This window comes from Streptomyces sp. NPDC047017, assembly GCF_040644175.1.
Lineage (GTDB): Bacteria > Actinomycetota > Actinomycetes > Streptomycetales > Streptomycetaceae > Streptomyces.
Genome location: NZ_JBEYVW010000037.1, coordinates 1 through 24,771 on the forward strand (window position 1 = coordinate 1; position 24,771 = coordinate 24,771).

20 protein-coding genes and 2 pseudogenes are annotated in these 24,771 nt (G+C 70.3%); 12 read left to right on the forward strand and 10 right to left on the reverse strand.

Annotated elements, in window-relative coordinates; genetic code table 11:
- Nucleotides 1-60: 60 nt before the first annotated feature.
- Nucleotides 61-1,731: a fumarate hydratase gene (locus tag ABZ858_RS36405; RefSeq protein WP_361389044.1), complete on the reverse strand. Its 1,671-nt coding sequence runs from the start codon at nucleotides 1,729-1,731 to the stop codon at nucleotides 61-63.
- A gap of 267 nt (nucleotides 1,732-1,998) precedes the next feature.
- On the opposite strand from ABZ858_RS36405, the gene ABZ858_RS36410 reads away from it, so the two are divergent.
- Nucleotides 1,999-2,691 (forward strand): DUF1707 domain-containing protein, encoded by a 693-nt coding sequence (locus ABZ858_RS36410; protein WP_361389047.1) that lies wholly within the window; start codon nucleotides 1,999-2,001, stop codon nucleotides 2,689-2,691.
- Between the two features lie 154 nt (nucleotides 2,692-2,845).
- Nucleotides 2,846-3,244: a WhiB family transcriptional regulator gene (locus tag ABZ858_RS36415; protein WP_361389050.1), complete on the forward strand. Its 399-nt coding sequence runs from the start codon at nucleotides 2,846-2,848 to the stop codon at nucleotides 3,242-3,244.
- A gap of 116 nt (nucleotides 3,245-3,360) precedes the next feature.
- Here the strand turns inward: ABZ858_RS36415 and glpX are convergent, their stop codons facing one another.
- Complete coding sequence (glpX, locus tag ABZ858_RS36420) at nucleotides 3,361-4,395, reverse strand: class II fructose-bisphosphatase (protein WP_361389053.1); 1,035 nt, start codon at nucleotides 4,393-4,395, stop codon at nucleotides 3,361-3,363.
- A gap of 127 nt (nucleotides 4,396-4,522) precedes the next feature.
- Between glpX and ABZ858_RS36425 the strand changes: the two genes are divergently transcribed.
- Nucleotides 4,523-5,047 (forward strand): DUF4245 domain-containing protein, encoded by a 525-nt coding sequence (locus tag ABZ858_RS36425; RefSeq protein WP_361389056.1) that lies wholly within the window; start codon nucleotides 4,523-4,525, stop codon nucleotides 5,045-5,047.
- 131 nt (nucleotides 5,048-5,178) lie between these two features.
- Here the strand turns inward: ABZ858_RS36425 and ABZ858_RS36430 are convergent, their stop codons facing one another.
- Both ABZ858_RS36430 and xseA read right to left on the reverse strand, forming a co-directional pair.
- Nucleotides 5,179-5,433, reverse strand: coding sequence for an exodeoxyribonuclease VII small subunit (locus tag ABZ858_RS36430; RefSeq protein ID WP_361389059.1), 255 nt, complete (start codon nucleotides 5,431-5,433; stop codon nucleotides 5,179-5,181).
- Nucleotides 5,430-6,650 carry an exodeoxyribonuclease VII large subunit gene (gene xseA, locus ABZ858_RS36435; protein ID WP_361389062.1) on the reverse strand — a complete coding sequence of 407 codons (1,221 nt, stop codon included), beginning with the start codon at nucleotides 6,648-6,650 and terminating at the stop codon, nucleotides 5,430-5,432. Before xseA ends, ABZ858_RS36430 begins: the two co-directional genes overlap by 4 nt.
- A 115-nt stretch (nucleotides 6,651-6,765) precedes the next feature.
- Here xseA and ABZ858_RS36440 point away from each other — a divergent pair, with 115 nt between their 5' ends.
- Nucleotides 6,766-7,773, forward strand: coding sequence for a 4-hydroxy-3-methylbut-2-enyl diphosphate reductase (locus ABZ858_RS36440; protein ID WP_361389065.1), 1,008 nt, complete (start codon nucleotides 6,766-6,768; stop codon nucleotides 7,771-7,773).
- Between the two features lie 81 nt (nucleotides 7,774-7,854).
- The gene (gene ppgK / locus ABZ858_RS36445) at nucleotides 7,855-8,601 is read left to right on the forward strand and encodes a polyphosphate--glucose phosphotransferase (protein ID WP_361389068.1); all 747 of its coding nucleotides are present in this window, start codon (nucleotides 7,855-7,857) and stop codon (nucleotides 8,599-8,601) included.
- Nucleotides 8,602-8,902: 301 nt separating this feature from the next.
- Here the strand turns inward: ppgK and ABZ858_RS36450 are convergent, their stop codons facing one another.
- Nucleotides 8,903-9,547, reverse strand: coding sequence for a DUF6542 domain-containing protein (locus ABZ858_RS36450; protein WP_361389071.1), 645 nt, complete (start codon nucleotides 9,545-9,547; stop codon nucleotides 8,903-8,905).
- Between the two features lie 164 nt (nucleotides 9,548-9,711).
- Here ABZ858_RS36450 and ychF point away from each other — a divergent pair, with 164 nt between their 5' ends.
- The 4 genes from ychF to ABZ858_RS36470 all read left to right on the forward strand — a co-directional run bounded on the left by ychF (nucleotide 9,712) and on the right by ABZ858_RS36470 (nucleotide 12,689).
- Nucleotides 9,712-10,800, forward strand: coding sequence for a redox-regulated ATPase YchF (gene ychF / locus ABZ858_RS36455; RefSeq protein WP_361389074.1), 1,089 nt, complete (start codon nucleotides 9,712-9,714; stop codon nucleotides 10,798-10,800).
- Nucleotides 10,801-10,998: 198 nt separating this feature from the next.
- A complete protein-coding gene (locus tag ABZ858_RS36460) occupies nucleotides 10,999-11,280 on the forward strand; it encodes a type II toxin-antitoxin system prevent-host-death family antitoxin (RefSeq protein WP_361389077.1) in 282 nt (93 codons plus the stop codon).
- Complete coding sequence (locus ABZ858_RS36465; RefSeq protein WP_111380477.1) at nucleotides 11,277-11,531, forward strand: Txe/YoeB family addiction module toxin; 255 nt, start codon at nucleotides 11,277-11,279, stop codon at nucleotides 11,529-11,531. Before ABZ858_RS36460 ends, ABZ858_RS36465 begins: the two co-directional genes overlap by 4 nt.
- 141 nt (nucleotides 11,532-11,672) lie before the next feature.
- Nucleotides 11,673-12,689, forward strand: a complete 1,017-nt coding sequence (locus ABZ858_RS36470; protein ID WP_361389081.1) for a hypothetical protein — start codon at nucleotides 11,673-11,675, stop codon at nucleotides 12,687-12,689.
- Nucleotides 12,690-13,260: 571 nt separating this feature from the next.
- Here ABZ858_RS36470 and ABZ858_RS36475 read toward each other — a convergent pair.
- The 3 genes from ABZ858_RS36475 to ABZ858_RS36485 form a co-directional block, all read right to left on the reverse strand.
- A complete protein-coding gene (locus tag ABZ858_RS36475) occupies nucleotides 13,261-15,141 on the reverse strand; it encodes a DNA/RNA helicase domain-containing protein (RefSeq protein ID WP_361389084.1) in 1,881 nt (626 codons plus the stop codon).
- A gap of 110 nt (nucleotides 15,142-15,251) precedes the next feature.
- Entirely contained in the window at nucleotides 15,252-17,309 is a 2,058-nt protein-coding gene (locus tag ABZ858_RS36480; RefSeq protein ID WP_361389087.1) for a DUF2075 domain-containing protein, read from the reverse strand.
- Between the two features lie 166 nt (nucleotides 17,310-17,475).
- Entirely contained in the window at nucleotides 17,476-17,604 is a 129-nt protein-coding gene (locus ABZ858_RS36485; RefSeq protein ID WP_361389090.1) for a DUF6408 family protein, read from the reverse strand.
- 404 nt (nucleotides 17,605-18,008) lie between these two features.
- On the opposite strand from ABZ858_RS36485, the gene ABZ858_RS36490 reads away from it, so the two are divergent.
- Nucleotides 18,009-20,210 carry a DEAD/DEAH box helicase gene (locus ABZ858_RS36490; RefSeq protein WP_361389093.1) on the forward strand — a complete coding sequence of 734 codons (2,202 nt, stop codon included), beginning with the start codon at nucleotides 18,009-18,011 and terminating at the stop codon, nucleotides 20,208-20,210.
- Between the two features lie 56 nt (nucleotides 20,211-20,266).
- Here the strand turns inward: ABZ858_RS36490 and ABZ858_RS36495 are convergent.
- Nucleotides 20,267-21,173: pseudogene (locus ABZ858_RS36495) on the reverse strand (LysR family transcriptional regulator).
- A 143-nt stretch (nucleotides 21,174-21,316) separates the two neighbouring features.
- Between ABZ858_RS36495 and ABZ858_RS36500 the strand changes: the two are divergent.
- A pseudogene (locus ABZ858_RS36500) lies at nucleotides 21,317-22,093 on the forward strand (SDR family NAD(P)-dependent oxidoreductase); the annotation flags it as partial.
- Nucleotides 22,094-22,141: 48 nt separating this feature from the next.
- Here ABZ858_RS36500 and ABZ858_RS36505 read toward each other — a convergent pair.
- A complete protein-coding gene (locus ABZ858_RS36505) occupies nucleotides 22,142-23,248 on the reverse strand; it encodes a pyridoxal-phosphate dependent enzyme (RefSeq protein ID WP_361389096.1) in 1,107 nt (368 codons plus the stop codon).
- Nucleotides 23,249-23,710: 462 nt separating this feature from the next.
- Here ABZ858_RS36505 and ABZ858_RS36510 point away from each other — a divergent pair, with 462 nt between their 5' ends.
- Nucleotides 23,711-24,463 carry a GntR family transcriptional regulator gene (locus ABZ858_RS36510; protein ID WP_361389099.1) on the forward strand — a complete coding sequence of 251 codons (753 nt, stop codon included), beginning with the start codon at nucleotides 23,711-23,713 and terminating at the stop codon, nucleotides 24,461-24,463.
- The last annotated feature ends 308 nt before the right edge of the window (nucleotides 24,464-24,771 follow it).

Consider the following 24,771-nt stretch of genomic DNA (forward strand, 5'->3'; position numbering starts at 1 on the left):
GGGGGGGGGGGGGGGCGGCGGGGGGGGGGCGACACCCCCCCCCCCGCCGCGCCCGGAGGGCTACGCCGGCCCGGGCCCCCGCACCGGAATACTGGTGAACGTCGGCGCCGGCGCCGGGTCCTGGAAGAAGTCGTTCCCCTTGTCGTCCACGACGACGAACGCCGGGAAGTCCTCGACCTCGATCCGCCAGACCGCCTCCATGCCCAGCTCCTCGTACTCCAGGACCTCGACCTTCTTGATGCAGTCCTGGGCGAGCCGCGCCGCGGGACCACCGATGGACCCCAGGTAGAAACCGCCGTGCGCGCCACACGCGTCCGTGACCTGCTTGCTCCGGTTGCCCTTGGCGAGCATCACCTTGGAGCCCCCCGCCGCCTGGAACTGCTCGACGTAGGAGTCCATCCGCCCGGCCGTGGTCGGACCGAAGGAACCGGAGGCGTACCCCTCGGGGGTCTTGGCCGGACCGGCGTAGTAGACCGGGTGGTCCTTGAGGTACTGCGGCATGCCCTCGCCCGCGTCGAGCCGCTCCTTGATCTTGGCGTGCGCGATGTCGCGGGCCACGACCAGCGGACCGGTCAGCGACAGCCGGGTCTTGACCGGGTACCGGGTCAGCTCGGCGAGGATCGACTCCATCGGCTGGTTCAGGTCGATCCGGACGACGTCGCCGTCCGACTCCAGGTGCGCGTCGGTCGTCTCGGGCAGGAACCGGGCCGGGTCGGTCTCCAGCTGCTCCAGGAAGACGCCCTCCGCCGTGATCTTGGCGACCGCCTGGCGGTCGGCCGAGCAGGAGACGGCGATCGCGACCGGGCAGGACGCGCCGTGCCGGGGCAGCCGCACCACGCGCACGTCGTGGCAGAAGTACTTGCCGCCGAACTGCGCGCCGATGCCGATCTTCTGGGTCAGCTCGAAGACCTTCTCCTCCAGCTCCTTGTCCCGGAAGCCGTGACCGGCCGGGGAGCCCTCGGCCGGCAGGGTGTCCAGGTAGTGCGCGGAGGCGTACTTGGCGGTCTTCAGCGCGAACTCGGCCGAGGTGCCGCCGACCACGATCGCCAGGTGGTACGGCGGGCAGGCGGCCGTGCCCAGCGAACGGATCTTCTCCTCCAGGAACTTCATCATGGAGGACTCGTTCAGGACGGCCTTGGTCTCCTGGTACAGGAAGGACTTGTTGGCGCTGCCGCCGCCCTTGGCCATGAACAGGAACTTGTAGGCGCCGCCGTCGGTGGCGTACAGCTCGATCTGCGCGGGCAGGTTCGAGCCGGTGTTCTTCTCCTCCCACATGGTCAGCGGGGCCATCTGGGAGTAGCGCAGGTTCAGCTTCGTGTAGGCGTCGTAGATGCCCCGGGAGAGGGCCTCCTCGTCGCCGCCCTCGGTCAGCACGTTCTGCCCGCGCTTGCCCATCACGATCGCCGTGCCGGTGTCCTGGCACATGGGCAGCACGCCGGCCGCCGCGATGTTCGCGTTCTTCAGCAGGTCCAGGGCGACGAACTTGTCGTTCGCGCTGGCCTCCGGGTCGTCGATGATGCGGCGCAGCTGGGCGAGGTGGGCCGGGCGCAGGTAGTGCTGGATGTCGTGGATCGCCTCGGCGGCCAGCGCGCGCAGCGCCTGGGGCTCGACCTTGAGGAACGTACGCCCGTCGGGCCCCTCGGCGGTGGTGACGCCCTCGGACGTCACCAGCCGGTACGGGGTGGTGTCCTCACCCTGGGGAAGCAGATCGGTGTACGCGAACTCAGGCATCGCAGCCCATTCCTCACTCGGCAGACAACTGCCCGCCGACGCCGGCGGGCACCGACCAGCGTATGACCTGCCGCCGGCGGCGGGCTTGTGAGGTAAGGCTCAGTAGCCGCGCGCGGGCGCCGCGAGGGGTCCGCGCGGATACCCCGAGGGGGCTCGCAGGGTTTCCGCGGGGGGCTCGCACGGGATCTGCGGGAGTTCCGGCACGGTTTTCCACAGGCCCGCCCCGGGGGGTAGTCGCGATCTATCGCGTTTGGGTACGCTGTTGCCGTGGACCTTCAGAAGCAGACCGCGCCGCGTACGCCGGCCCCCGCCGGTGTCGCCGAGCTGCGTGCCTCGGACGCCGACCGTGACCGCATCGCCGACCTCCTGCGCGAGGCCCTGGCCGAGGGCCGCCTGACGGCCGACGAGCACGCCGAGCGCGTGGAGGGGGCGCTGAACGCCAAGACGGTCGGCGAGCTGGAGGTCTTCATCCAGGACCTGCCCGCCGCCCACCAGCGCCGCACCGGCGCGGCCTACGTGCCCGACCGGCCGGCCGACGGCGACATACCGCCCGAGGCCGACGAGAACGTGGTGGCGGTGTTCAGCGCGGCCACCCGCAAGGGCCGCTGGCGCGCCGGGCGGCGGCTGCACGCCTGGTCGGTCTTCGGCAGCGTCGAGATCGACCTGAGCGAGGCGATCTTCGAGTACCAGCAGGTGGTGATCAAGGCCGTCTCGGTCTTCGGCGACATCCAGATCCGCGTCCCGGAGAACGTCTCGCTGCGCGGCACCGGCGGCGGCGTCCTCGGCAACTTCGAGGTGGACACGCGGGATTCGGCCGAGGGCGACGCGCCCGTCGTCTACGTCGACGGCTGGGCGGTGCTGGGCAATGTGGAGGCGCGGCCCAAGAGGGGCAAGCTCGTCGCGGACATCCTCGACCGGGTGCAGCGCAAGGTCGACAAGCGGGTGCGCAAGCACCTGTGACCGACCGCGCGGTTGGGCACCCAGTGCATAGGCGCGCGCACAGCGGGTAGGGCTTGCTGCATCGTCTCTTGGAGGGCGCCGTGGCAGTCACGCGGGGCCCGGTACGGATGCCACCGCACCCTCCACCTCGCGAAGCCGTCGTCAGGAGAAGACCGTGCTGCAACCGCCGCATTCGTCCCTGCAGGTAGCCGCCGTCCCGGCGCAGCGGGTTCCAGCACGCGACAGGGAAGTGCCGGCACGGGAGAGGGAACAGGACGCTCCGTGGCACACCGAGGCGGTGTGCCGGCGCGACGAGGCCGGCCTGTTCTTCGCCCCCTCCAAGGAGCCCACCGCCGCCCGGCTCTCGCGCGAGGAGGCGGCCAAGCGGGTCTGCGCGCGCTGCCCGGTGATGGTCGAGTGCCGTGAGCACGCCCTGCTCCAGCCCGAGCCGTACGGCGTCTGGGGCGGCCTGACCGCCGCCGAGCGCCGGGTCGTCCTGGCCCGGCGCCGCCGCCGCGACCTGGAGCTGCAGAAGGCCGCCCGGCCGGCCGGGCGCATAGCACAGGCGGGCTGACCGCCCCGCGGCGCGCGTCGCCGCCGACGCGAAAGGGCGCCCCCTCCGCACCGGGGGCGCCCGTCGTGCTCCTTCGCGCGGGCCGCTACGCGTGCTCCTCGCGTCCTCCTTCGGCGCTACTTCGCGCGGTCGAAGTCGATCGCGCTGTAGGCGCGCAGCTTGCTCAGCCGGTGCTCGGAGTCGATCCGGCGGACCGTGCCCGACTTGGACCGCATGACGATCGAGTCGGTCGTCGCCGACTCCGAGCGGTAGCGCACACCGCGCAGCAGCTCGCCGTCGGTGATGCCGGTGGCGACGAAGAAGACGTTCTCCCCGGAGACGAGATCGTCGGTGGTCAGCACCCGGTCGAGGTCGTGCCCGGCGTCCAGGGCGCGCTGCCGCTCCTCGGCGTCCTTGGGCCACAGCTTGCCCTGGATGGTGCCGCCCAGGCACTTCACGGCGCACGCCGAGATGATGCCCTCGGGCGTGCCGCCGATGCCGAGCAGCAGGTCGATGCCGGTGCCGTCGCGCAGCGCCAGGATCGAGCCGGCCACGTCGCCGTCGGAGATCAGCTTGATCCGGGCACCGGTCTCCCGGACCTCCTTGATGATGCCCTCGTGCCGCGGCCGGTCCAGGATGACCACCGTGACGTCCTCGGGCGTGGCCCGCTTGGCCTTGGCGACCCGCCTGATGTTCACCGACACCGGCGCGTCGATGTCCACGAAGTCGGCCGCCTCCGGGCCGGTGACCAGCTTGTCCATGTAGAACACGGCGGACGGGTCGAACATGGCGCCGCGCTCGGCGGCGGCCAGCACCGCGATCGCGTTGGGCATGCCCTTGGCGGTCAGCGTGGTGCCGTCGATCGGGTCGACGGCGATGTCGACCTCCGCGCCGGTCCCGTCGCCCACGCGCTCCCCGTTGAAGAGCATCGGGGCCTCGTCCTTCTCGCCCTCGCCGATGACGACCACGCCGTTCATCGACACGGTGGAGACGAGGGTGCGCATGGCGCGGACCGCGGCGCCGTCGGCGCCGTTCTTGTCACCGCGCCCGACCCAGCGGCCCGCGGCCATGGCGGCGGCTTCGGTCACCCGGACCAGTTCCAGGGCGAGGTTGCGGTCGGGAGCCTCGGAGGGGACATCGAGCTCGGACGGCAAGTGATGATGCTCGGTCATCGGAGCGCACCTTTCTGATACGACGACGGCCGGATGAGGGTTGTGCCCCCCGACTCTATCGCCGGTAGGACTGTATGAGCAGGGGACCCCACGGATGAGCGGGCCGGGCACCTGCGACGATAGGGGCGTGGCAGGCTCGAACGGCAAGCAGAAGACAGTGCGGGGCACGATCCTCTCCCTGATCGTGATCGCGGCGGTGGCGGCCGTCGTCTACCTCTTCGTCCCGCACGACGATCACGCTCCCGACCTCAAGCGGGTCGACTACCAGGTCGAACTGCTCGGGGCGCGGCGCGCCGCCGCCTACCCGGTGGCCGCGCCCGAGGGCCTGCCCGCCACCTGGAAGGCCACCTCCGTCCGCTACCAGGCCGAGCAGGGCGACCGCTGGCACCTGGGTTTCCAGGACCCCGAGGGCCAGTACGTCGCCGTCGAGCAGTCCACACAGAAGCGCGCCGACTTCATCGACGACGCCAGCCAGGGCGGCCACGCCACCAAGGTCACCCAGCGGATCGACGGCCGCACCTGGACCCGCTACACCGGGGGCCGCTACGACGCCCTCGTCGCGGAGGGCCCCAAGGGCTCCACCACGGTGGTGGCGGGCACGGCGTCCTTCACCCAGCTGACGAAGATGGCCGAGGCGTTGAAGACGTCCTGAGCGACGCCGTAGACGCCGTACGAGAGACGTCCTGAACGCCCGGTACGGCACGGGGATGGCCGGCGGACGAGGACGGGCCCGTACGGCACCGCCGGAGGACGAGGACGAGGTACGGGCGCCGGGGAGGCGGCCTACTCCTCCCCCTCGCCCCCGCCGTCCCCCTCCTCCTGCGCCGCCTCCTCCGCCAGTGCCGCGTCCAGCCGGGCGCGGGCGCCCTCCAGCCAGCGCCGGCAGACCTTGGCCAGCTCCTCGCCCCGCTCCCACAGGGCGAGGGACTCCTCCAGGCTCGTACCGCCCGCCTCCAGGCGGCGGACGACCTCGATCAGCTCGTCCCGTGCCTGCTCGTAGCCCAGCGCCTCGTCCGCCGGTGCCGTCCTGCCCGTCATTCGCTCATCCTCGTATCGACCCGAACCGTGAACTCGCCCTCGGCGACCCGCGCGCGCAGCGCCTCGTCCGCCGCCACCTCGCCGGGATCGCGGACCACGTGCCCGTCTGCCCGCTGGAGCACGGCGTAGCCGCGCCGCAGGGTCGCGGCGGGGGAGAGGGCCACCACGCGCGCGTGCGTGTGCCCCAGCTCGGAATCGGCGCGGTCCAGCAGATGGCGCAGGGTGCGCCGGCCGCGGTCCAGCAGCGAGGCGATGTGGTCCGCGCGCTCGTCGAGCATGCGGTGCGGGTCCTGCACGCAGGGCCGGGAGAGCGCGTGGGCGAGCCCGCGCTCCTCCCGCTCGACGTGCGCCCGCACGCACCGCCGCGCGCGGTCGCGCAGCTGCCGCACCCGCTCGGCCTCCTCGCCCACGTCCGGCACGACCTTCTTGGCCGCGTCGGTGGGCGTGGAGGCGCGCAGGTCGGCGACGTAGTCCAGCAGCGGCGTGTCCGGCTCGTGGCCGATCGCGGACACCACCGGCGTACGGCAGGCGGCGACCGCGCGGACCAGCTGCTCGTCGGAGAACGGCAGCAGGTCCTCCACGCTGCCGCCGCCGCGCGCCACGATGATCACGTCCACCTCGTCGAGCGCGTCCAGCTCCTTGACGGCCTGCACGACCTGCGGCACCGCGTGCACACCCTGCACGGGCACGTTGCGCACCTCGAAGCGGACGGCGGGCCACCGGTGCCGGGCGTTCTCCAGCACGTCCCGCTCCGCCGCCGAGGCCCGGCCGCAGACCAGCCCGATCAACTGGGGCAGGAACGGCAGCGGCCGCTTGCGGTCGGCCGCGAACAGCCCCTCCGCCGCGAGCGCCTTCTTCAGCTGCTCCAGCCGCGCCAGCAGCTCACCGACCCCGACCGGCCTTATCTCGGCCGCCCGCAGCGACAGCTGCCCGCGCGGGGCGTACCACTCGGGCTTGGCGCGCACGACGACACGGGCGCCCTCGCCGACCACGTCCGCGACGGCGTCGAACACCTCGCGGTAGCAGGTCACGCCGACCGAGATGTTGTACGACGGGTCGCGCAGCGTCAGGAACACCACACCGGCGCCCGGCCGCCGCGACAGCTGCGTGATCTGCCCCTCGACCCACACCGCGCCGAGCCGGTCGATCCAGCCGCCGATGAGCCGCGAGACCTCACCGACCGGCAGGGGAGCTTCGGGGGACGTGGAGACAGCCATGCCCGCGAGAGTAGCGGCCGGCACCGACAACGGGCGCGGACCCGGCCCCTCCCGGGGATCCCCGGCTCATCCACAGGGATCTTCGGCCCGCCCGGGGCGGCCTTACGATGGGGCCATGACTGCTACGTCTGGCCGCCGTGTCCTGCTCGCCGCCCCCCGGGGCTACTGCGCGGGCGTGGACCGCGCCGTGATCGCCGTCGAGAAAGCCCTGGAGCAGTACGGGGCTCCGGTGTACGTCCGGCACGAGATCGTCCACAACAAGTACGTCGTGCAGACCCTGGAGAAGAAGGGCGCCGTCTTCGTCGAGCGGACGGAGGAGGTGCCGCCGGGCAACATCGTGATGTTCTCCGCGCACGGCGTGGCCCCCGTCGTCCACGAGGAGGCCGCCCGCGGCCGGCTCGCCACCATCGACGCCACCTGCCCGCTGGTCACCAAGGTCCACAAGGAAGCCGTCCGCTTCGCCAAGGAGGACTACGACATCCTCCTGATCGGCCACGAGGGCCACGAGGAGGTCATCGGCACCTCCGGCGAGGCCCCCGACCACATCCAGCTCGTCGACGGCCCCGGGGACGTCGCCAAGGTCGAGGTGCGCGACCCCTCGAAGGTCGTCTGGCTCTCGCAGACCACGCTGTCGGTGGACGAGACCATGGAGACGGTCGACGCGCTCCAGGAGAAGTTCCCGCAGCTGATCTCCCCGCCCAGCGACGACATCTGCTACGCCACGCAGAACCGCCAGATCGCCGTCAAGCAGATGGGTTCCGAGGCCGATCTGGTCATCGTGGTCGGCTCCCGCAACTCCTCCAACTCCAAGCGGCTCGTGGAGGTCGCCAAGCAGGCGGGCGCGGCCCAGGCGTACCTCGTGGACTTCGCCGAGGAGATCGACGAGACCTGGCTGGAGGGCGTGAGCACGGTCGGCGTGACCTCGGGCGCGTCGGTGCCGGAGGTGCTGGTCGAGCAGGTGCTCGAATGGCTCGGACAGCGCGGCTACGGGGACGTGGAGATCGTCAAGACGGCGGAGGAGTCCATCATCTTCTCCCTGCCCAAGGAGCTGCGCCGGGATCTGCGCGAGGAGGCGACCGCGCTGGCCGCCGAGCGCGGCGGCTCGGGCACCGCGGAGGACTGACCCGGCCCCTCCCGGCCCCCCACCGCTCCTCCTTACCGGCACCGGCGCGTGACTGTCAGTGGGGCGTCGTAACGTGGGGCCATGCAGATCTTCGGTGTGGACATCGGCGGTTCGGGGATCAAGGGCGCCCCGGTGGACCTGGACCGGGGCGACCTGGCCGAGGAGCGCTGCAAGGTGCTCACCCCGCATCCGGCGACGCCCGACGCGGTGGCCGACGGCGTTCGGCAGGTCGTCGGTCACTTCGGCTGGACGGGCCCGGTCGGGCTGACCTTCCCCGGCGTGGTCACCGGCGGCGCCACGGTCCGTACGGCGGCCAACGTGGACAAGAGCTGGATCGACACCGACGCGCGGGCGCTGTTCGCCGAGCGGCTCGGCGGCCTGCCGGTGACCGTGGTCAACGACGCGGACGCGGCGGGCGTCGCCGAGATGCACTTCGGCGCGGGCCAGGGCCGCGGGGGCACCGTCATCCTGCTGACCTTCGGCACCGGCATCGGCAGCGCGGTCTTCGTCGACGGCGCCCTCGTCCCCAACACCGAGCTGGGCCACCTAGAGCTGGACGGCCACGAGGCGGAGAAGCGCGCCTCCAGCAAGGCCAAGGAAGACCACGACCTGTCCTGGGAGCAGTGGGCGCGGCGCGTGCAGAAGTACCTCGCCCATGTGGAGATGCTCTTCTCGCCCGAGCTGTTCATCCTCGGCGGCGGCGTCAGCCGCAAGGCACACAAGTTCCTGCCCGCGATCGAGGGCGTCAGAGCCCCGATCGTCCCCGCCCAGCTCCAGAACAACGCGGGCATCGTGGGGGCGGCGATGCGGGCGGGGGAGGGCGGGTAGCCCTGGGCGGGTGCCCGGGGCTCGTGGGCCGGGGTTCTTGGGTCGGCGGGCGGAGCCTCGGGGAGCGGCGGCCGGGCCGGGCCGGCAGGCGGCCCGGGTCGGCGGGCGAACCCGGTAGCCGGCCGCAGCCCCCGGTGGTCGGCCCAAATCGATCGGCCGCCGGCCGCCGCCGGCCGCCGCCGGCCGCCGACCGCCGGTCCTCGCCGATCAGGCGCGGCAGCCGGGCCGGGCAGCCGGACGGGCGACCACGCCGGGCATCCGTGCCGTGCCCGGACACTGTGCCCGGGCCCGCCGCCGGGCCTCAGCGCGGGTGGCGGGCGCGCGGAGGGACCGCCGGACGGCCCGGCGGCCGGGCGACCTGCGCGGCGGCGGCCCGCCGGAGCAGGGCCGTCACCCCGGCGATCAGAGTCCCGCCGTAGAGCCAGAGCGCCTGGGTGGCGAGGGCGGTGACCAGGCCCATCAGGGTGCCGAGGAACCCCCCGCCGTCGGCCACGGGCACCAGCCCCACGGCGAAGCCGATCGGGACGGCCACCGGCGCGGACAGCAGGTCGCCCTTGCGCACCCACGTGGCGGTCAGCGCGGCCACGGGCAGGAAGAGCAGCCCGTACAGGGCCGGTGAACCGCCGAGGAGCAGGGCGTCGAGGCAGCCGAGGACGAGCATCAGGGCACAGCAGAACAGCCCGCACCCCAGACCGGTCAGCCGCGGATTGGGCAGCTGCCGCAGCCGTCGTATGACGGTGGCCGGACCGGAGAGTGAGACGGCGGGACGGGGGCCGGAGACGCCGGGCGGCCGCCGCGCCCCTGCCGGCCCCCGCCCCGCCGGTCGCTCGTGCCCCTGCCCTCCCCGCCGGGAGGACAGGGGCCGCCGCGGTGCGTTCTGGGCGGGCACCGGCGGCCTGCCGCGTCGGGGGCCGTACTGCTGAGGTCGCGTCCTGTCTTGCTCCACCGGACCAACCTAGGTCTGTTTATGTGTTGAATAGGCCGTTTGACACGCCGCACGGCACACCTTGCCCGGACGTCCGAACCGTCGCGGAGGCCGTCGGCGACACGCCGTAGACTGGTGGATCGGCCGCCTGGCCCCCCATCTCCTCACGTACGGGAAGTCGCAACGTGTCGCTCACGATCGGAATCGTCGGTCTGCCGAACGTCGGCAAGTCGACCCTGTTCAACGCCCTGACCAAGAACGACGTGCTCGCGGCCAACTACCCGTTCGCCACCATCGAGCCCAACGTCGGCGTCGTGGGCGTCCCGGACGGTCGCCTCGCCCAGCTCGCCTCGATCTTCAAGTCGGAGCGGATCCTCCCGGCCACCGTCGACTTCGTCGACATCGCCGGCATCGTGCGCGGTGCCAGCGAGGGCGAGGGCCTGGGCAACAAGTTCCTCGCGAACATCCGCGAGTCGGACGCGATCTGCCAGGTCATCCGCGCGTTCAAGGACGAGAACGTCGTCCATGTCGACGGCAAGGTCTCGCCGAAGGACGACATCGAGACGATCAACACCGAGCTGATCCTCGCGGACCTGCAGACCATCGAGAAGGTCCTGCCCCGGCTCCAGAAGGAGTCGCGGATCAAGAAGGACATCCAGCCCAAGGTCAAGGCGGTCGAGGAGGCCAAGGAGATCCTGGAGAAGGGCGACACCCTCTCCTCGCAGGGCATCCTGCAGGGCACCGAGCGCGCGGAACTCCTCCACGACCTCCACCTGCTCACCACCAAGCCCTTCCTCTACGTCTTCAACGTCGACGAGGACGAGCTGACCGACGAGGCCTTCAAGAACGACCAGCGCGCGCTGGTCGCCCCCGCCGAGGCGATCTTCCTCAACGCCAAGCTGGAGGCGGACCTCGCCGAGCTGGACGAGGAGGAGGCCCTGGAGCTGCTGGAGTCCGTCGGCCAGCACGAGCCGGGCCTGGCCACCCTCGCCCGCGTCGGCTTCGACACCCTCGGCCTGCAGACCTACCTGACGGCCGGCCCCAAGGAATCCCGCGCCTGGACCATCAAGAAGGGCGCCACCGCCCCCGAGGCCGCCGGCGTGATCCACACCGACTTCCAGAAGGGCTTCATCAAGGCCGAGGTCATCTCCTTCGACGACCTACTGGAAACCGGCTCGGTCACCGAGTCCCGCGCCAAGGGGAAGGCGCGCATGGAGGGCAAGGAGTATGTGATGCAGGACGGGGATGTGGTGGAGTTCCGCTTCAACGTCTGAGCGGATGAAATAACACCACGTCGTTGACGTGGCAAACATGCAGGTCAGATGGGGTCCATCTCTCCGGAGGTGGGCCCCTAGCCTTTCCCCGTGCTGGATGGGTGCTGGATCAGCTGAGGCACCATCAGTCGGTTCCTCTCTCGGATGACACCAAGAGTGGTACGTTATTGAGTACCACTTAATGGGAGGGTTGAAGTCATGTCCATCACTGCGAGTGAAGCGCGCAAGGAACTGTTTCCGTTGATCAAAAAGGTCAACGAGAATCATGAGGCCATCGAGATCGTCTCCAAGCACGGTAACGCGGTGCTTGTCTCGGCCGAGGACTACATGGCGCTGCGCGAGGGCTCCTACCTGCTGCGCTCGCCAGCGAACGCCCGGCGGTTGCTCAAGGCGTACGAGAACGCCCTGTCGCACATCAACGTGTCGAAGCGTGATCTGATCGATCCCGAGTCACCGGACGCAGGTGCGGGTGCCGCGTGAGGCTCGTCTTCGAGGATCAGGGCTGGGAGGACTACACGTCCTGGCTCAAGAACGACCGTAAGATGCTCGCCCGGATCAACAAGCTCATCGAAGATGTCAGGCGTGACCCCTTCGTGGGCATCGGCAAGCCGGAGCCGCTGAAGTATCACCTGCCTGGGGCCTGGTCGCGTCGGATCGACGAAGAGCACCGCCTCGTCTATCTGGTGACGGACAATGAGATCGTCATCCTCGCTGCCCGGTATCACTACTGATCGGTGAGTGTCCGGTGTGCTGGGACGATGACCTACTTTAAACCTCGGTTTTCGCAGGTGGGATCTCTGTGTTCGGCGTTCAGCTCCGCCGTAGCTGAGTTCCGGTTCAACCTTTCGTGTGGCGAGATAGGGATTCGCTGAATGGCTGATGTTACCTTCCTTAGTCAGGCCGAACCAGTTGATGAGTACGGTCGTGCTCTTTACGCGGTATCGCGATCAATCCTGAGAGCCCATTTTGATGAATTGTCGCAAGCAGACCTTGAAGACCTAAATTGCGATCGGGTTGAGGTCACGTTTCGACAGCTCGCTAAACTCGCTCGCCTGCACCGCGACAAGGGATCGCGTGGGGATGGGTTTGAGTGGGCCGTTCACGAGGCGATTGTCGGCGGCGAACCACGCGTTACCGATCTGGTCAGCGAAGCGCTCAGGAAGGTGAGCCCTAGGGCCTTCGCTGACTTGGACAGCCCTACGTCTCTGATGTTCGGGCACGAGCGTGCACGCCATCTCGGATTCACTGAGGCCGTCGTCAACAATGCGAGTGGTGATGCGGTGTTGTTGCCTGACGGGTCAGGTCGGCCGTTCGCATTTGGATCCTGGGTGCCGATCGCTGCTCGCGGTGTCGCCGCCGAACCTGATCTGCGGGAACGGATCAAGAAGGTATGGAAGACCGACCTGTTCCTGAGTAGTACGGAGAAGGCGCGGTTTGCCGCCGCGACTATCAAAAGTAATTGGCATCAACTCGAAGATGGCAATGGACTCCGAGTGGCCATTGTTCCACAGGCCCTGGACCTTCCGGCGGGATATCAGAGGTGGAACAGTCTGCATCTGATTGCACTGCCAGACCCTGACGGCTTCATGGGCTTGTTTAACGATGCGTATGAAGCAGTTGCTGAAGCGATTCTGACGGTTGGCAGGCATGATCGCGCACCCTATTATTACAAGCCGAGCGCGAAGGCCCAGAAAATCCAGGCGCAACTGGAGAAGTATGGGAAGGTGAAGGTGGTTGATATTCTCGACGCCCTAAACGAAGCGGCGCAGCAGAATCTGATTACTGTCGACCGCAAGCTCATGTCGGTGGAAGCTCCGACATGGCTCAATATCAATGAAAAGCGCACGCCCGTCATCGCACCGAGGCCGGCGTTCGAGAAGCTCGACTGACCTCGGAGGTGGCAAGGGTTATGTCCGGTCGATGGTCTCGAAGTTGATTCTGACCCCATCCAGTGGCGCGCCGGGCGGACCTTTGTTCGCAGGAAGCTGAACCTCCCGCGTCGCGAGGAATCTCCGCCAGCTGGGGGTGTACTTACGCTCGGAAGATGGTCCGGGGGGCTCACTCACCGGCTACCAGCGTCTCCCTCAGGTGCCCTCGATCGGGTGGCGGCGGGCAGATTCCGTGTCGCGGTCGCGGGTGCTGGATGTGCTGGTTGACCTTGCACCGTACTGGATCGGTGCTGGATGAGACCTGCGGGAACCGTGTTTCCGCAGGTGGAAGCTCTGTATTGGAGGTTCCGGTTCAATGTCTAATTGAGTTCGACTCGATCGCGCGCCCGGTAAAAGCACAGTCAAAAAGGGCCTGCCAATCCAAGGCGGGCCCTTTTTGTGGCCCCTCGGTGGCTGACTGCCGCTCACGAGTGGATGATCCTGGCTGGCGGACCAGCCTGACTCTTCGGCAGCCGGCGCCGTTGTGCGGTGCCTCGAAGCCGGCAGTTGGAGAAGGGGGCGATTCCGCGAGCTACACGGCTGCCAAAATCGGGGTTGCGCCAGACAGGCTGCGGAGCTTTTGGCGTGTTTCGGCATCGGTTGAGTACACCACCGTGCCGATCATCCCTCGCGTCAGCAGTACCTTGTATGTGTTGCGGATCAGGCGGTCCACATCCGCGTCCGGCGTGGACTTCTTGAAGACCGGATCCTTGGACGCCGAACGATCGGTGACCCAGTGGTCGCCTCGCCACACGAGGTCAGGACCTAGGATGACGCCGCTCCAGTCGTACTCGAAGCCCTGCGCCGTGTACACGCATCCCACTTGTCCGAAACCAGCCGGATCGGTTGCCCACAACGCGGCTGGGGGCGCGCCCCCGACGGACCGGTCACCGAAAACGTTCCAGGGCCGTTCCCACTCCCCGATGACGATGTCCGCAGGTAGTGCCTGCCCCGGTGGCACCTTCTTGGTCCACTTCCAGCAGTAGCCTGCGGACATCCGCGCGCTGTACCCCTGCGAGCGGCGGCTGTCGAGGAACGTCTCCAGCTCCTGGGGGCTGTCCGCGACCATGAGGTGCATCTTGTCGTCAGGTTCCCATACCACCGGGCCGCCTGGCTCGAGGCCCAGCAGTCGTACCACCCACCGCAGGTACGCATCGCTGCCGCCACACCGAAACTGGCTGTCCAGCGGCACCACGCGACACTGGAGCCCCTTCTTCGTGGCGGCTGCCTCGATCTCCGCGACTGTGCCCATCTCGCCGGGTCGCACCACCTGATGCTCGTCGAGCAGGAAGACCGGGACGCGTGCCGCGTCGATGAGTTCCTCGACCTGGGCCTTGCCGGTACGGTTCGACGCCGGTGTGTAGCGGTTGGCCGATGTCTCCCGGATGCGGTGAGCCTCGTCGCAGATCAGGACGTCGAGACTGTTGCGCTCGGCGGTCATGAAGCTGTTGAAATACTTGAAGAGTTCCTTCACCTCACGCTTCCGGGCGCCCGCCACCTTCCTCATGGTGGTCGTGAACGAGCTGGAGCCCGTCGCGTGCAGCGCGGTGATGCCCTGCCGGTACAGCTCACCGAGGAGCGACAGCGCGATGACGCTCTTGCCGGTGCCGGGCCCGCCGGTGACGATCACGACCTCCTTGTGGTCGGAGTGCTTGGCGCGGCGTACGGCGTTCAGGACAGTGCGGTACGCGATCTGCTGCTCGTCCAGCAGCACGAATTGCTCCCGGTCACGAACCTCTTGGGCGGCCACCGCCATGAGTTGCTTGGAAGGCCCGATCTTTCCGCTGACCAGCTCGTCCGCAGCCGAAGCTCCGGGCTCCGGGCCCAGCTTCGTGCGCAGATAGTCGATGAACTCGCCACGTCGTGCCCCGATGAAGAGCTGACCGTACTGGTCCTGCTCCACCTCGAAGAGCCCGGTGACGCCGAATTCGGTGGCATTGTGCAAATAGGCGGCGCCGTTGACGCGTTCCGGATGTTCGGCGAGCGCTCCGTTGAAGGAGATGAGGTACTCGCAATAGCCGCGTACCTGATCGACCGGATTCAGTACCGCAGACGCGTATGCGTCGATCCGGCACAGCGACGGATCGTCATCGTCGGGCTCCGCGCTGCTCCACTGCTTCAGCTCGACGACGACGTACGACGGGAGCCCGGTACCGGGGTGCACGCCGGCCAGGACGGCATCGGCCCGCTTGCTGTTCAGCGGCAGCCCGTACTCCAGGAGCACCTCCACCTGCCCGAGGCCGGCGTCGTTGAGCGCGCTCGCGAGCACGGGAATGCTCCGCTCCCACGAGCGGACTTCGGACGGTCCGGGCTTGTGACCGTGCACGTGCACGAACTGCTCCGTCAAGCGGAAGAACAGGGCACCGGAGTGGCACTCGGCAGCGACCGCTTCGGCAGAGTCGCGGAACAGCAAAACATGCCCCCAGGCAGCACGAAGAATCTCGTGCGGGTGGGGGCATGTCCTTCGTGACTCCGCCAGGCGGAGCGGAAGCCCGGCGGTCCGCAGCTACGTCGGTAGCAAGGTTACCCGTGCCGTCCGCGGTAGGCAGGTGGCAGCTGTGAACCTTCGGCGGTGAGCTTCGGCTGGGCACCGTCGTAGTGCTGCATGCCGATGGCGCCGATGATGAGCCTGCGCAGCTCGTTGTGTGTCGCGGGGTCGACCGCGTAGACCACGGTGCCGACCACGCCACGGGTGAGGAGCACGTGGTAGGCGTTGCGGACGCACCGGGTGACGATCGCGTCGTCGATCGGACCGCGGAAGGCAGGATCGCGGGAAGCGTTCCGGTCCACCTTGAACTTCCCGTCACGGAACAGCAGATCGGGCCCGATGATGACGCCGTTCCAGTCATACTCGAAGGTCTGTGCCGTGTAGACGCAGCCGATCTGGTCGACACCACGGCGATCGGTCGACCACAGATCCGACCGTGGCGCGTGGGGAACGCTGTGTTCCGGCTTCACGTTCCAAGGCCTGCGCCAGCCCCCGATGTGTACGTCGTCGACGAGCCGTTCCCCGTCCGGGTTGCTCCATGGCCAGCAGAAACCCGCGGTGATGCGGGCAGTGGCCCCCTCCAGGTGGCGCTCCCTGATGAACCGCTCCATCTGCTCGGGGGAGTCGGCGACCGACAGTGTCATCCTGCCGTCCGGTCGCCAGGCCACCGGATCCGAGGCATCAAGGCCCAGCAGTTGTTGAACCCAGCGTTGGTACCGCTTGCTGCCGCCCGCTCGGAACGTGCCCTCCAGATCGGTCACTTCGACCTCGCAGCCCATGTCCTCGGCGAGTTTTTTGAGATATGTGGCAGTGCCCACCTCGTCCGGGCGGATCGACTGGTGATCGTCGAGCAGGAAGATCGGTACTCTCGCGGCTCTTATCACCTCGGTTGCCTGCGGCCGGTCGTCGTCTCGCAGGGCCTTCGGCGTCCAGCGGTAGGTCGAGCTGCGTCGCATGCGGTGCGCCTCGTCGCAGATGAGGACGTCGATGCTGTCCGGAGGGCTCTCGCTGAAGCTGTTGAAATAGCGGTACAGCTTGTTGGCCGCGCGGCGCTTGTCCGCTGTCTGCCCTCGGCGGGCCGTGCTGAGCATGATCTCGCGCAGAGTCTCCGTGTAGGCGTGCGAGCCGCTTGCCAGCACGGCCTCACGCCCCTTGAGCCCGAGGGCGCGCTGCAGCTCAAGAGCCACTGCGCTCTTGCCGCTGCCAGGGCCGCCCCGCAGGATGTAGACGCGCTTGACGCCTGGATCGGGGGCGGGGCCGTGGGTGGCTTCGGCGTCGTGGAACAAGCCGACGTCGAAGCCGGTGAAGTGGGCGGTCTTCTCCAGGTGTCGGGTTATCCGGTCGACCGCGACGTACTGCTCGTCGAGGAGTGTGAGACCGCCACCGACGACAGAGCGCTGACGGGCCACATCGGTGACCTTGAGCAACGGGTCCTGGCGAGCCTGCTCCAGTGCGGATGCCGCCGGTCGCCCGGACGCGGCAGCGAATCTCGACGTCAGCACTCGTCGGAAACGAGCCAGGTCATCGAGTGTGTAGAGGAAGCCGTGGTCGGTCTCAGGCAGAGCGAACAGCGCCTCCACGTCCGCGTCACGTGCGTTGTGGAGCAGTGCCACACCCATCAGCTGGTCCTCGTTCTCACGAAGGTGGGGCAGGTAGCGCAGCATGTACTCGCAGTAGCGCTGGATCTGCCGCACCGGGTGCAGCTTGTTCTTGCCGTCGCCGAACCCGAGATCGACGGCGATGGGGCACAGCGGGTCCACCGTGGCGTGCCGTACCTGCTTCAGCTCGACGGCAAGGTACGAATCCGTTCCCGTACCGGGGTGCCGGCCGCACAGCACCAGGTCGACTGCGGAGTTGGTGTGCGGCAGCTCGACCTCGACCTGTACCTCGACTTCGTCGAGGCCGCAGTCCAGCAGAGCTTTGACCACTACGGGGACGCTGTTGTTCCAGGAAGCGATGTCTCCCTGGCCGGCCGCTGCTCCCTTGATCCGGAGATGCTCGTGCATCAGTAGCTCGGTGAGCGGAAGGCGCTCAGATCCGGCTCGGGCCACGATGAGGTGGCCGAGTTCGGCCGCGGACAGTTGCAGGAGCACGAAGGGTCCCCAGGCACGAGGTGACTCGTGCGGGTGGGGGCATGTCCTTCGTGACTTCGCCGAAGCGGAGCGGAAGCCCGTCGGGCCGCAATGACGTTCTGCAGATTACCCGGCTGCAAAGAAAAGAAAGGAGGGCGGGCCCCTGGAGGCCCGCCCGCCGCCCGGCTCAGCCGAGGCGGTGCACCACGACCTGCACCAGAGACCACGTCAGGTTCGAGCCGAGGCTCACCGCGATGCCAACCAGGACATCACGGACCCAGACGCGGCGCTTGGGCATGTACTCGACGGCAACCACAGGAATGCGTCCCCTTCGGTTTGATCGGTGACGGCGCCGGATGGCTCCCGCCGGGAGCGCACCATGGAGCTGTGTCACCGAACCGAGGGGCGTTGTGCACTCCCCAGGCCACGTCTCGTACACCCTCCGGGGAGGGCACACGGCGCATGACAACGGTAGTCCACGACTGGGCAGCGTTGGCAAGGAGTTATTGCACAGGCGCGGGGGGCGGTCCCCTTTCCTCCGGAACCGGCCCTTCGCGGTCTCCGGCGTCAGGGGCCGGGCAGTAGTACGTGATTCCGTCCAGCTGTCGGAGAGGGGCCGATCATGTCGATGACCGCGGTCGATGACGAGCACCGTCTCGTCTGTTCGGCTGATGCTGCGCCGGTGGGAGGATCCCGGTAGGCGACAGAGGGGCGGGGAGTGTGGGGCGCAGGGAGCGGGAGGTGGTCGCTCGGGGGGTGCGGCTGTGTGGGGCGGCTCAGGGGGTGGTCGGGGATCATGCGCGGGCGGTGGAGGCGGTGCGGGACGCGCTGGGGCCGATCCATGACGCGGCCGTGCGGCGGGAGCTCGACGCGATTTCCGTCGCCCGGCTCCAGGACGTCACCGAGGGGCGGCTGCGGCTGGGGAGTGTGGAGAAGAGCGGGCTGCGCAGCGTGGGGGATGTGCTCGACGCGGGGCCCTATCGGCTGCGGCAGATTCCCGGGGTCGGGCAGCACACCGTCGACCAGATGCTCGCCGCCGCGCGCCGGCTGTCCGAGGCCGTGCACGAGAGTGTCGCCGTGCACATCGACGTGGACCGGCCGCAGCCGCGTACGACCGCGCTCGTCACCGCCCTGCACGTGCTGGTGGAGGCCGGGCCGGACGCGCGCCGGGCGGTCGACCAGGCCGCCGTTGTGGCGGAACGGCTCGGTCCGCTGCTTGCCGAGGCCAAGCCCGCCACCGGGCGGTTCCGGACGCTCTTCGCGGGGCGGGAGAAGAAGGACCGCGCGGCCGAGGCGGTCGCCGGGGTCCATGCTCTGGTGGAGGAGGCCGAGCGGGCCGGTCTGAGCGGGCTGTTCGCCCAGGCGTCCGTGGATCTGCTCCGGGGCGCGTCGTCCGACGTCGCGGCCTGGGTGGATTTCGAACTGCGTTCCGCCGAGTACTACAGCCTGCTCGCCGAGATCTCCGGGCGGCTGCCCGACACGGCCGCCGCCGAGGGCTTCCTGCCCGACGACATCGCCGAGCGGGTCCGCGCCCAGCGCCTCGACGACGCGCACCGTCGGGTCTCCCTGCGCGGCTACCAGGCGTTCGGCGCGCGGTTCGCGCTCGCGCGGCGCAAGGTCGTGCTCGGGGACGAGATGGGCCTCGGCAAGACCATCCAGGCGATCGCCGTGCTGGCGCACCTGGCCGCCGGGGGAGCCGGACACTTCATGGTCGTCTGCCCGGCCAGCGTCCTCGTCAACTGGATGCGGGAGGTCGAGGCCCGCAGCGCGCTGCGCGTCGTCCTGCTCCACGGCCCCGACCGGCACCACGCGTTCACCGAGTGGAAGGAGCGCGGCGGGGTCGGGGTGACCACCTTCGACGCCCTGCGCGGGCTGCCCGTACCCGACAGGGGAGAGGTCGGGCTGTTCGTCGTCGACGAGGCGCACTGGGTGAAGAACCCGAAGGCCAAGCGGACCCAGGCGGTGGCCGCCTGGGCGGAGCGCTGCGAACGCGCCCTGTTCATGACCGGAACCCCGATGGAGAACCGGGTCACCGAGTTCCGCAACCTCGTCCGGATGCTCGACGGCGCCGTCGCCGACTCCCTCGGCGAAGGCGACGCCCTCGCCGGATCGGTCGCCTTCCGCAAGGCCGTCGCCCCCGTCTACCTGCGCCGCAACCAGGAGGACGTACTGACGGAGCTGCCCACGCTCCAGCACACCGACGAGTGGGAGGAACCGAGCGCGCCGGACGAGGAGGCGTACCGCGAGGCCGTGCGGGCCGGCAACTTCATGGCGATGCGCAGGGCCGCGTACGTGCGCCCCGAGACGTCGGCCAAGCTGGGCCGGCTCCTGGAGATCGTCCAGGAGGCGGGTGCGAACGGGCAGAAGGCAGTGGTCTTCTCCCACTTCAAGGACGTCCTCGGCGTGGTGGGGGACGCGCTCGCGGCAGGGGCCGGGGGTGCGGGTGACGGCGGCAGCCTGCTCTTCGGGCCGCTCACCGGGAGCGTCCCGGCCGGGCGGCGGCAGCGGATCGTCGACGACTTCGCCGGTGCTCCGGGCCCCGCGGTGCTCCTGGCGCAGATCCAGGCGGCGGGCGTCGGCCTCAACCTCCAGGCCGCCTCCGTCGTCGTCCTCTGCGAACCCCAGGTCAAACCGACCCTCGAACACCAGGCGGTGGCCCGGGTCCACCGGATGGGCCAGATCAGACCGGTCCGCGTGTACCGCCTCCTCGCCACCGGCGGCGTGGACGCGCGCCTGGTGCAGATCCTTGAGGACAAGACCCGTCTGTTCGACGCCTACGCCCGCCGCAGCGCCGTGGCCGAAGCCACCCCGGATGCCATCGACGTGTCGGACACCGAGCTGGCCCGCCGGATCGTCGAGGAGGAGCAGGAGCGCCTGGGCGTGACGGAGGAGGGGGCTGCCGCCGAGCGGGTGAGCGGGTGAGCGGGTGAGGAGATGAGTGGGTGAGGGGATGAGCCGGGTGAGCGCCGTGGCCGGTGTCAGCCCCCGCCCGTGGCCCGCCGGCAGGCGTCCGCGTAGGCGCGGACCAGCGGGCGGTCCGCGTCCGTGCGGCGTCAGGCGAGTGCGTAGCGGCTGGGGCCGATGCCGCGCACCGGGCGGGTGGTCACCCCGCCGAGGGTGACGAGCGGGGTGTTGCCGGCCGCGACCAGGCAGACACCGAGCCCCGCGACCAGCGCCTCGTACGTCTCCTCGGTGCTCGCCACCTCGGCGCCGATCCGGGGCCCCCGGCCATTCCGGGCGTCCAGGGCGAGCCAGTACGCGCGCAGCGGACCGGCGGCCTGGGGCAGCGCGAGGAACGGCTCGTCGGCCAGGTCACGCGAAATCGACCTCCGCGCGGGCGGCCAGCGGATGGGTCTCGGGCAGGGCGACCAGGCGGGGTTCCTCGGCGACCACCGTCCATCCGTAGCGTTCGGCATCGGGCAGCGGCAGCCATACGAAGGCGACGTCGGCGTCCCCGTCCGCGAGGCCCGCCGTCGGGTCCTCCCAGCTCACCTGGCGCAGCCGCAGGGACGCCTCGGGGCGCTCGGCGGTGAAGCGGGAGCGGATCGCGGGCAGCAGCCCGCCGCGCCCCGGGCTGGTGCTCATGCCCACCGTCAGGGTGCCGCGCCCCGCCGCCCGGGCCGCCTCCACGGCGGCGGCGCCCCGCCCCCAGGCCGCCAGCACCGCCCGGGCGTGCGACAGCAGCGCCGCGCCCGCCCCGGTGAGCGCCACGCCCCGCGGCCGCCGCTCGAACAGTTCGGTCCCCAACTGCCGTTCCAGCGCCCGGATCTGCTTGCTCAGCGCGGGCTGGGACACATAGGGGCGTTCGGCGGCGTGGGTGAAGTGCAGCTCCTCGGCCACCGTCACGAAGTACCGCAGGTCCCGTACCTGCGCGTCCACTGCCATAACCATCGGTTGTCACGACGGGTCTTGGACGCGCCGGCCGCCGCGGCCCGATGCTGGAGTCCTGACTCCGACTCCGACTCCGACTCCGACGCCGACGCCGACATCGACATCGGCATCGGCATCGGCAATCAGGCAATCAGGCGATCGCCGAGGCGGCCCTCGTCGCCGGTGACATCGTCGTGGGCGGGGTGCGGCGGCCCGAGGCGCTGGCCGATCTGGTGGCCGCGCACCCCGACCAGCTGGAGGCGCTGGCGCTGGACGTCACCGACACCGCCGCCGCCGAAGCGGCCGTACGGGACGTGGTGGCCCGGCACGGGCGCGTCGACGTCCTGGTCAACAACGCCGGCCGCACCCATGTCGGCGCCTTCGAGGAGACCACCGAGCAGGAGCTGCGCGACCTGTTCGACGCGCATGTCTTCGGTCCCGCCGTGCTGACCCGCGCGGTGCTGCCGTACCCGCGCGAGCGGCGCTCGGGCGCGATCGTGCAGCTGAGCAGCATGGGCGGGCAGCTCTCGTTCGCGGGCTTCGGGGCGTACAGCGCGACGAAGTTCGCCCTGGAGGGCATGTCGGAGGCGCTCGCGGACGAGGTCGCCGAGTACGGCGTCAAGGTGCTGATCGTCGAGCCGGGCGCCTTCCGTACGTCGCTGTTCGGCACCGGCCGGGCCGGGCTCAGCGCGGACAGCGGGGTGTACGCCAAGGCGGCCGGGGCCCGCGGGCTGGTCGCCGCCGGTGACGGCAGCCGGCCCGGCGACCCGGCCAAGGCGGCGGCCCTGATCCTCGCGGCCCTGGAGGCGGACGACACCCCGCTGCGGCTGCCCCTGGGCGACGACGCGGTCACCGCCGTCCTCGGCCACCTCGACCGGGTGCGCGGCGATGTCGCCGCCGGGGAGAAGCGCACCCGCGCCACCGCCTTCGACGACTGGGGCGGCGCCACCGGTGCCGGGATCAGGGCCGGCCCGGTCCCGGCGTCAGGGCCGGGCCAGCCCCGACTTCAGGCCCGCCCCGCACAGCGGCACCACCGCGGACTTGGTGCCGAGCGCGCCCTCCCGCACGGCCGCCCAGCAGGCCACGCCCGTCGACTCGACGTACAGGCCGCGCGAGGCGAGGTCCAGCTGCGCGTGGCGGATCTGGTCCTCGGTGACGGTCAGGAAGGTGCCGCCCGAGTCCCGTACCGCGCGCAGGATCTGCCGGGCGCGCGGCGGCCGGGCGATCGCGATGCCCTCGGCGTGGGTGGGCGCGAGGGTGGTGGTGCCGGTCAGCTCGTCCGCGCCCTCCGCGAAGGCGTGCGCCAGCGGGGCCACCGCCGCCGCCTGCACCGCCCACAGCGCCGGGCGCCGGTCCAGCAGCCCCGCCCCGTACAGCTCGGCGACGGCGAGGGCGGCGCCCAGCAGCAGGGTGCCGTTGCCCACCGGCAGGACGAGCACGTCGGGCAGCCGCCCGCCGAGGTCCTCCCACAGCTCGTGCACGTACGTCTTGGTGCCGTGCAGGAAGTACGGGTTGTAGACGTGCGAGGCGTAGAACGTCTCCGGCTCGTCCGCGGCCCGCCGGGCGGCCGCGCCCGCCGCCTCGCGGTCGCCGTCGACCACTTCGAGCCGGGCACCGTGCGCCTCGATCTGCTCCAGCTTCTTCGCGGACGTGCCGAGGGGCACGTACACCGTGCAGGGCAGCCGCGCGCGGGCGCAGTACGCGGCGACGGACGTGCCCGCGTTGCCGCTGCTGTCCGCGACCACCCGGCGCGGCCCGGACCGCAGCGCCAGCTCGGCCAGCATGACCGCGCCCCGGTCCTTGAACGACAGTGTCGGCATCAGGTAATCGAGCTTGGCCGACACCTCGTCCGTCAGTGTCACCAGCGGGGTGCGGCCCTCGCCCAGGGAGACCGAGGGCGAGGACAGCGGCAGCGTCTCCGCGTACCGCCACAGCGAGTTCACCCGTCCGGTCAGGGACTTCAGGGGTGCCGGGGTGGGGGAGAAGTCGAGGTCCAGGGGGCCGTGGCAGGACGGGCAGCACCAGGCGAGGGAGTCGCCGGGGACGCGGACGCCGTCGGTGGGGCAGTAGCGGTCCGGCAGAGGTGTCATGTGCGCAGGCTACGGTCGGCGGCGCGCGCCCGCGCGTACGCCGGCGGCGGTGATGTGTCGTCATGCCGGAACACATCATGCCGAGGCATGCCATGGCAGAGCACGTCATGCCGGGGCACGTCATGGCAGAGCACGTCATGCGGGGGCACATCATGGCAGAGCGCGCCATGGCAGAGCACCATATGGTGCGGCACGCCATGCCAAAGCATGACAGAGTGTGATGCGCCGTCATGGAGCGGGCGCCGTGGGCCGGGCCCGCAGGCGGGCAGAGGGGGCCCAGTGGGCGACAGCGGGCGGTGCCGGGGCGGAGGTGTGGCGGTGCCCATAGCGGGGAGAAGTGCCTGGGTAAAGCCCCCCGACGCCACAAGTCATCACATCGAGTGATTCTCTGGCCTTCACTTGCGTGGCACAACGTGTGGTTGCCACGCTGTTGCTGTCTGTGCAACCTGATGGGAGTGGCCAGTGACTTTCGGTGAGCAGCCGGCGTATCTGCGGGTCGCGGGTGATCTCCGCAAGAAGATCGTCGACGGCCTGCTGCCCCCGCACACCCGGCTGCCCTCCCAGGCCAGGATCCGCGAGGAGTACGGCGTCTCGGACACGGTCGCCCTCGAAGCGCGCAAGGTGCTGATGGCCGAGGGCCTGGTCGAGGGCCGCTCCGGCTCGGGGACCTATGTGCGCGAGCGGCCGGTGCAGCGCCGGGTCGCCCGCTCGGGTTTCCGGCCCTCCGGCGGGGCCACGCCGTTCCGGCAGGAGCAGGCGGCGGCCGAGGCGCGCGGCACCTGGGAGTCGAGCAGCGCGCAGGCCGAGGCCAGCGGAGCGATCGCCGACCGGCTCGGCGTCAAGCCCGGCGACCGCGTGATGTGCACGAAGTACGTCTTCCGGGACGCCGGCGAGGCGATGATGCTCTCCACCTCCTGGGAGCCGCTCGCCCTCACCGGCCGCACCCCCGTGATGCTCCCGGAGGAGGGGCCGCTCGGCGGCATGGGCGTCGTCGAGCGCATGCGCGCCATCGACGTCATCGTCGACAACGTCACCGAGGAGGTCGGCGCCCGCCCCGGCCTCGCGGAGGAACTGCTCACGCTGGGCGGCGTACCGGGCCATGTCGTCGTGGTCGTCCAGCGCACCTTCTACGCCTCCGGGCGCGCCGTGGAGACGGCGGACGTCGTGATCCCCGCGGACCGCTACCGGGTGGCGTACCACTTGCCGGTGAAGTAGGCGGCCCGGGGCCGACTCCGGCCGCGGTCAGAAAGCGCCGGAGTGCCGGAGCGCCGGAGGGCCGGAGGGCCGGAGCGCCGGAGCTTCCTGTCGGCGGGAGAGGCGCGAGGGGGGGCGCGGCGCAGGGGCGTGTGCGGCGCGCGGTCCGCCCGAGTGAGGTGGGCGCGGGGCGGAGGTAGTGCGCCCCCACCGCCTCCGGCCAGGGTGCCACCCGTCCCCACGCAGCTTCCGGCCGCTGGATTCCGGCCGTTCTCGCAGGTTCCCGCTCCGGCGGGGCCATCGCCGTGACAGTGCGCACCCTGCCCGCG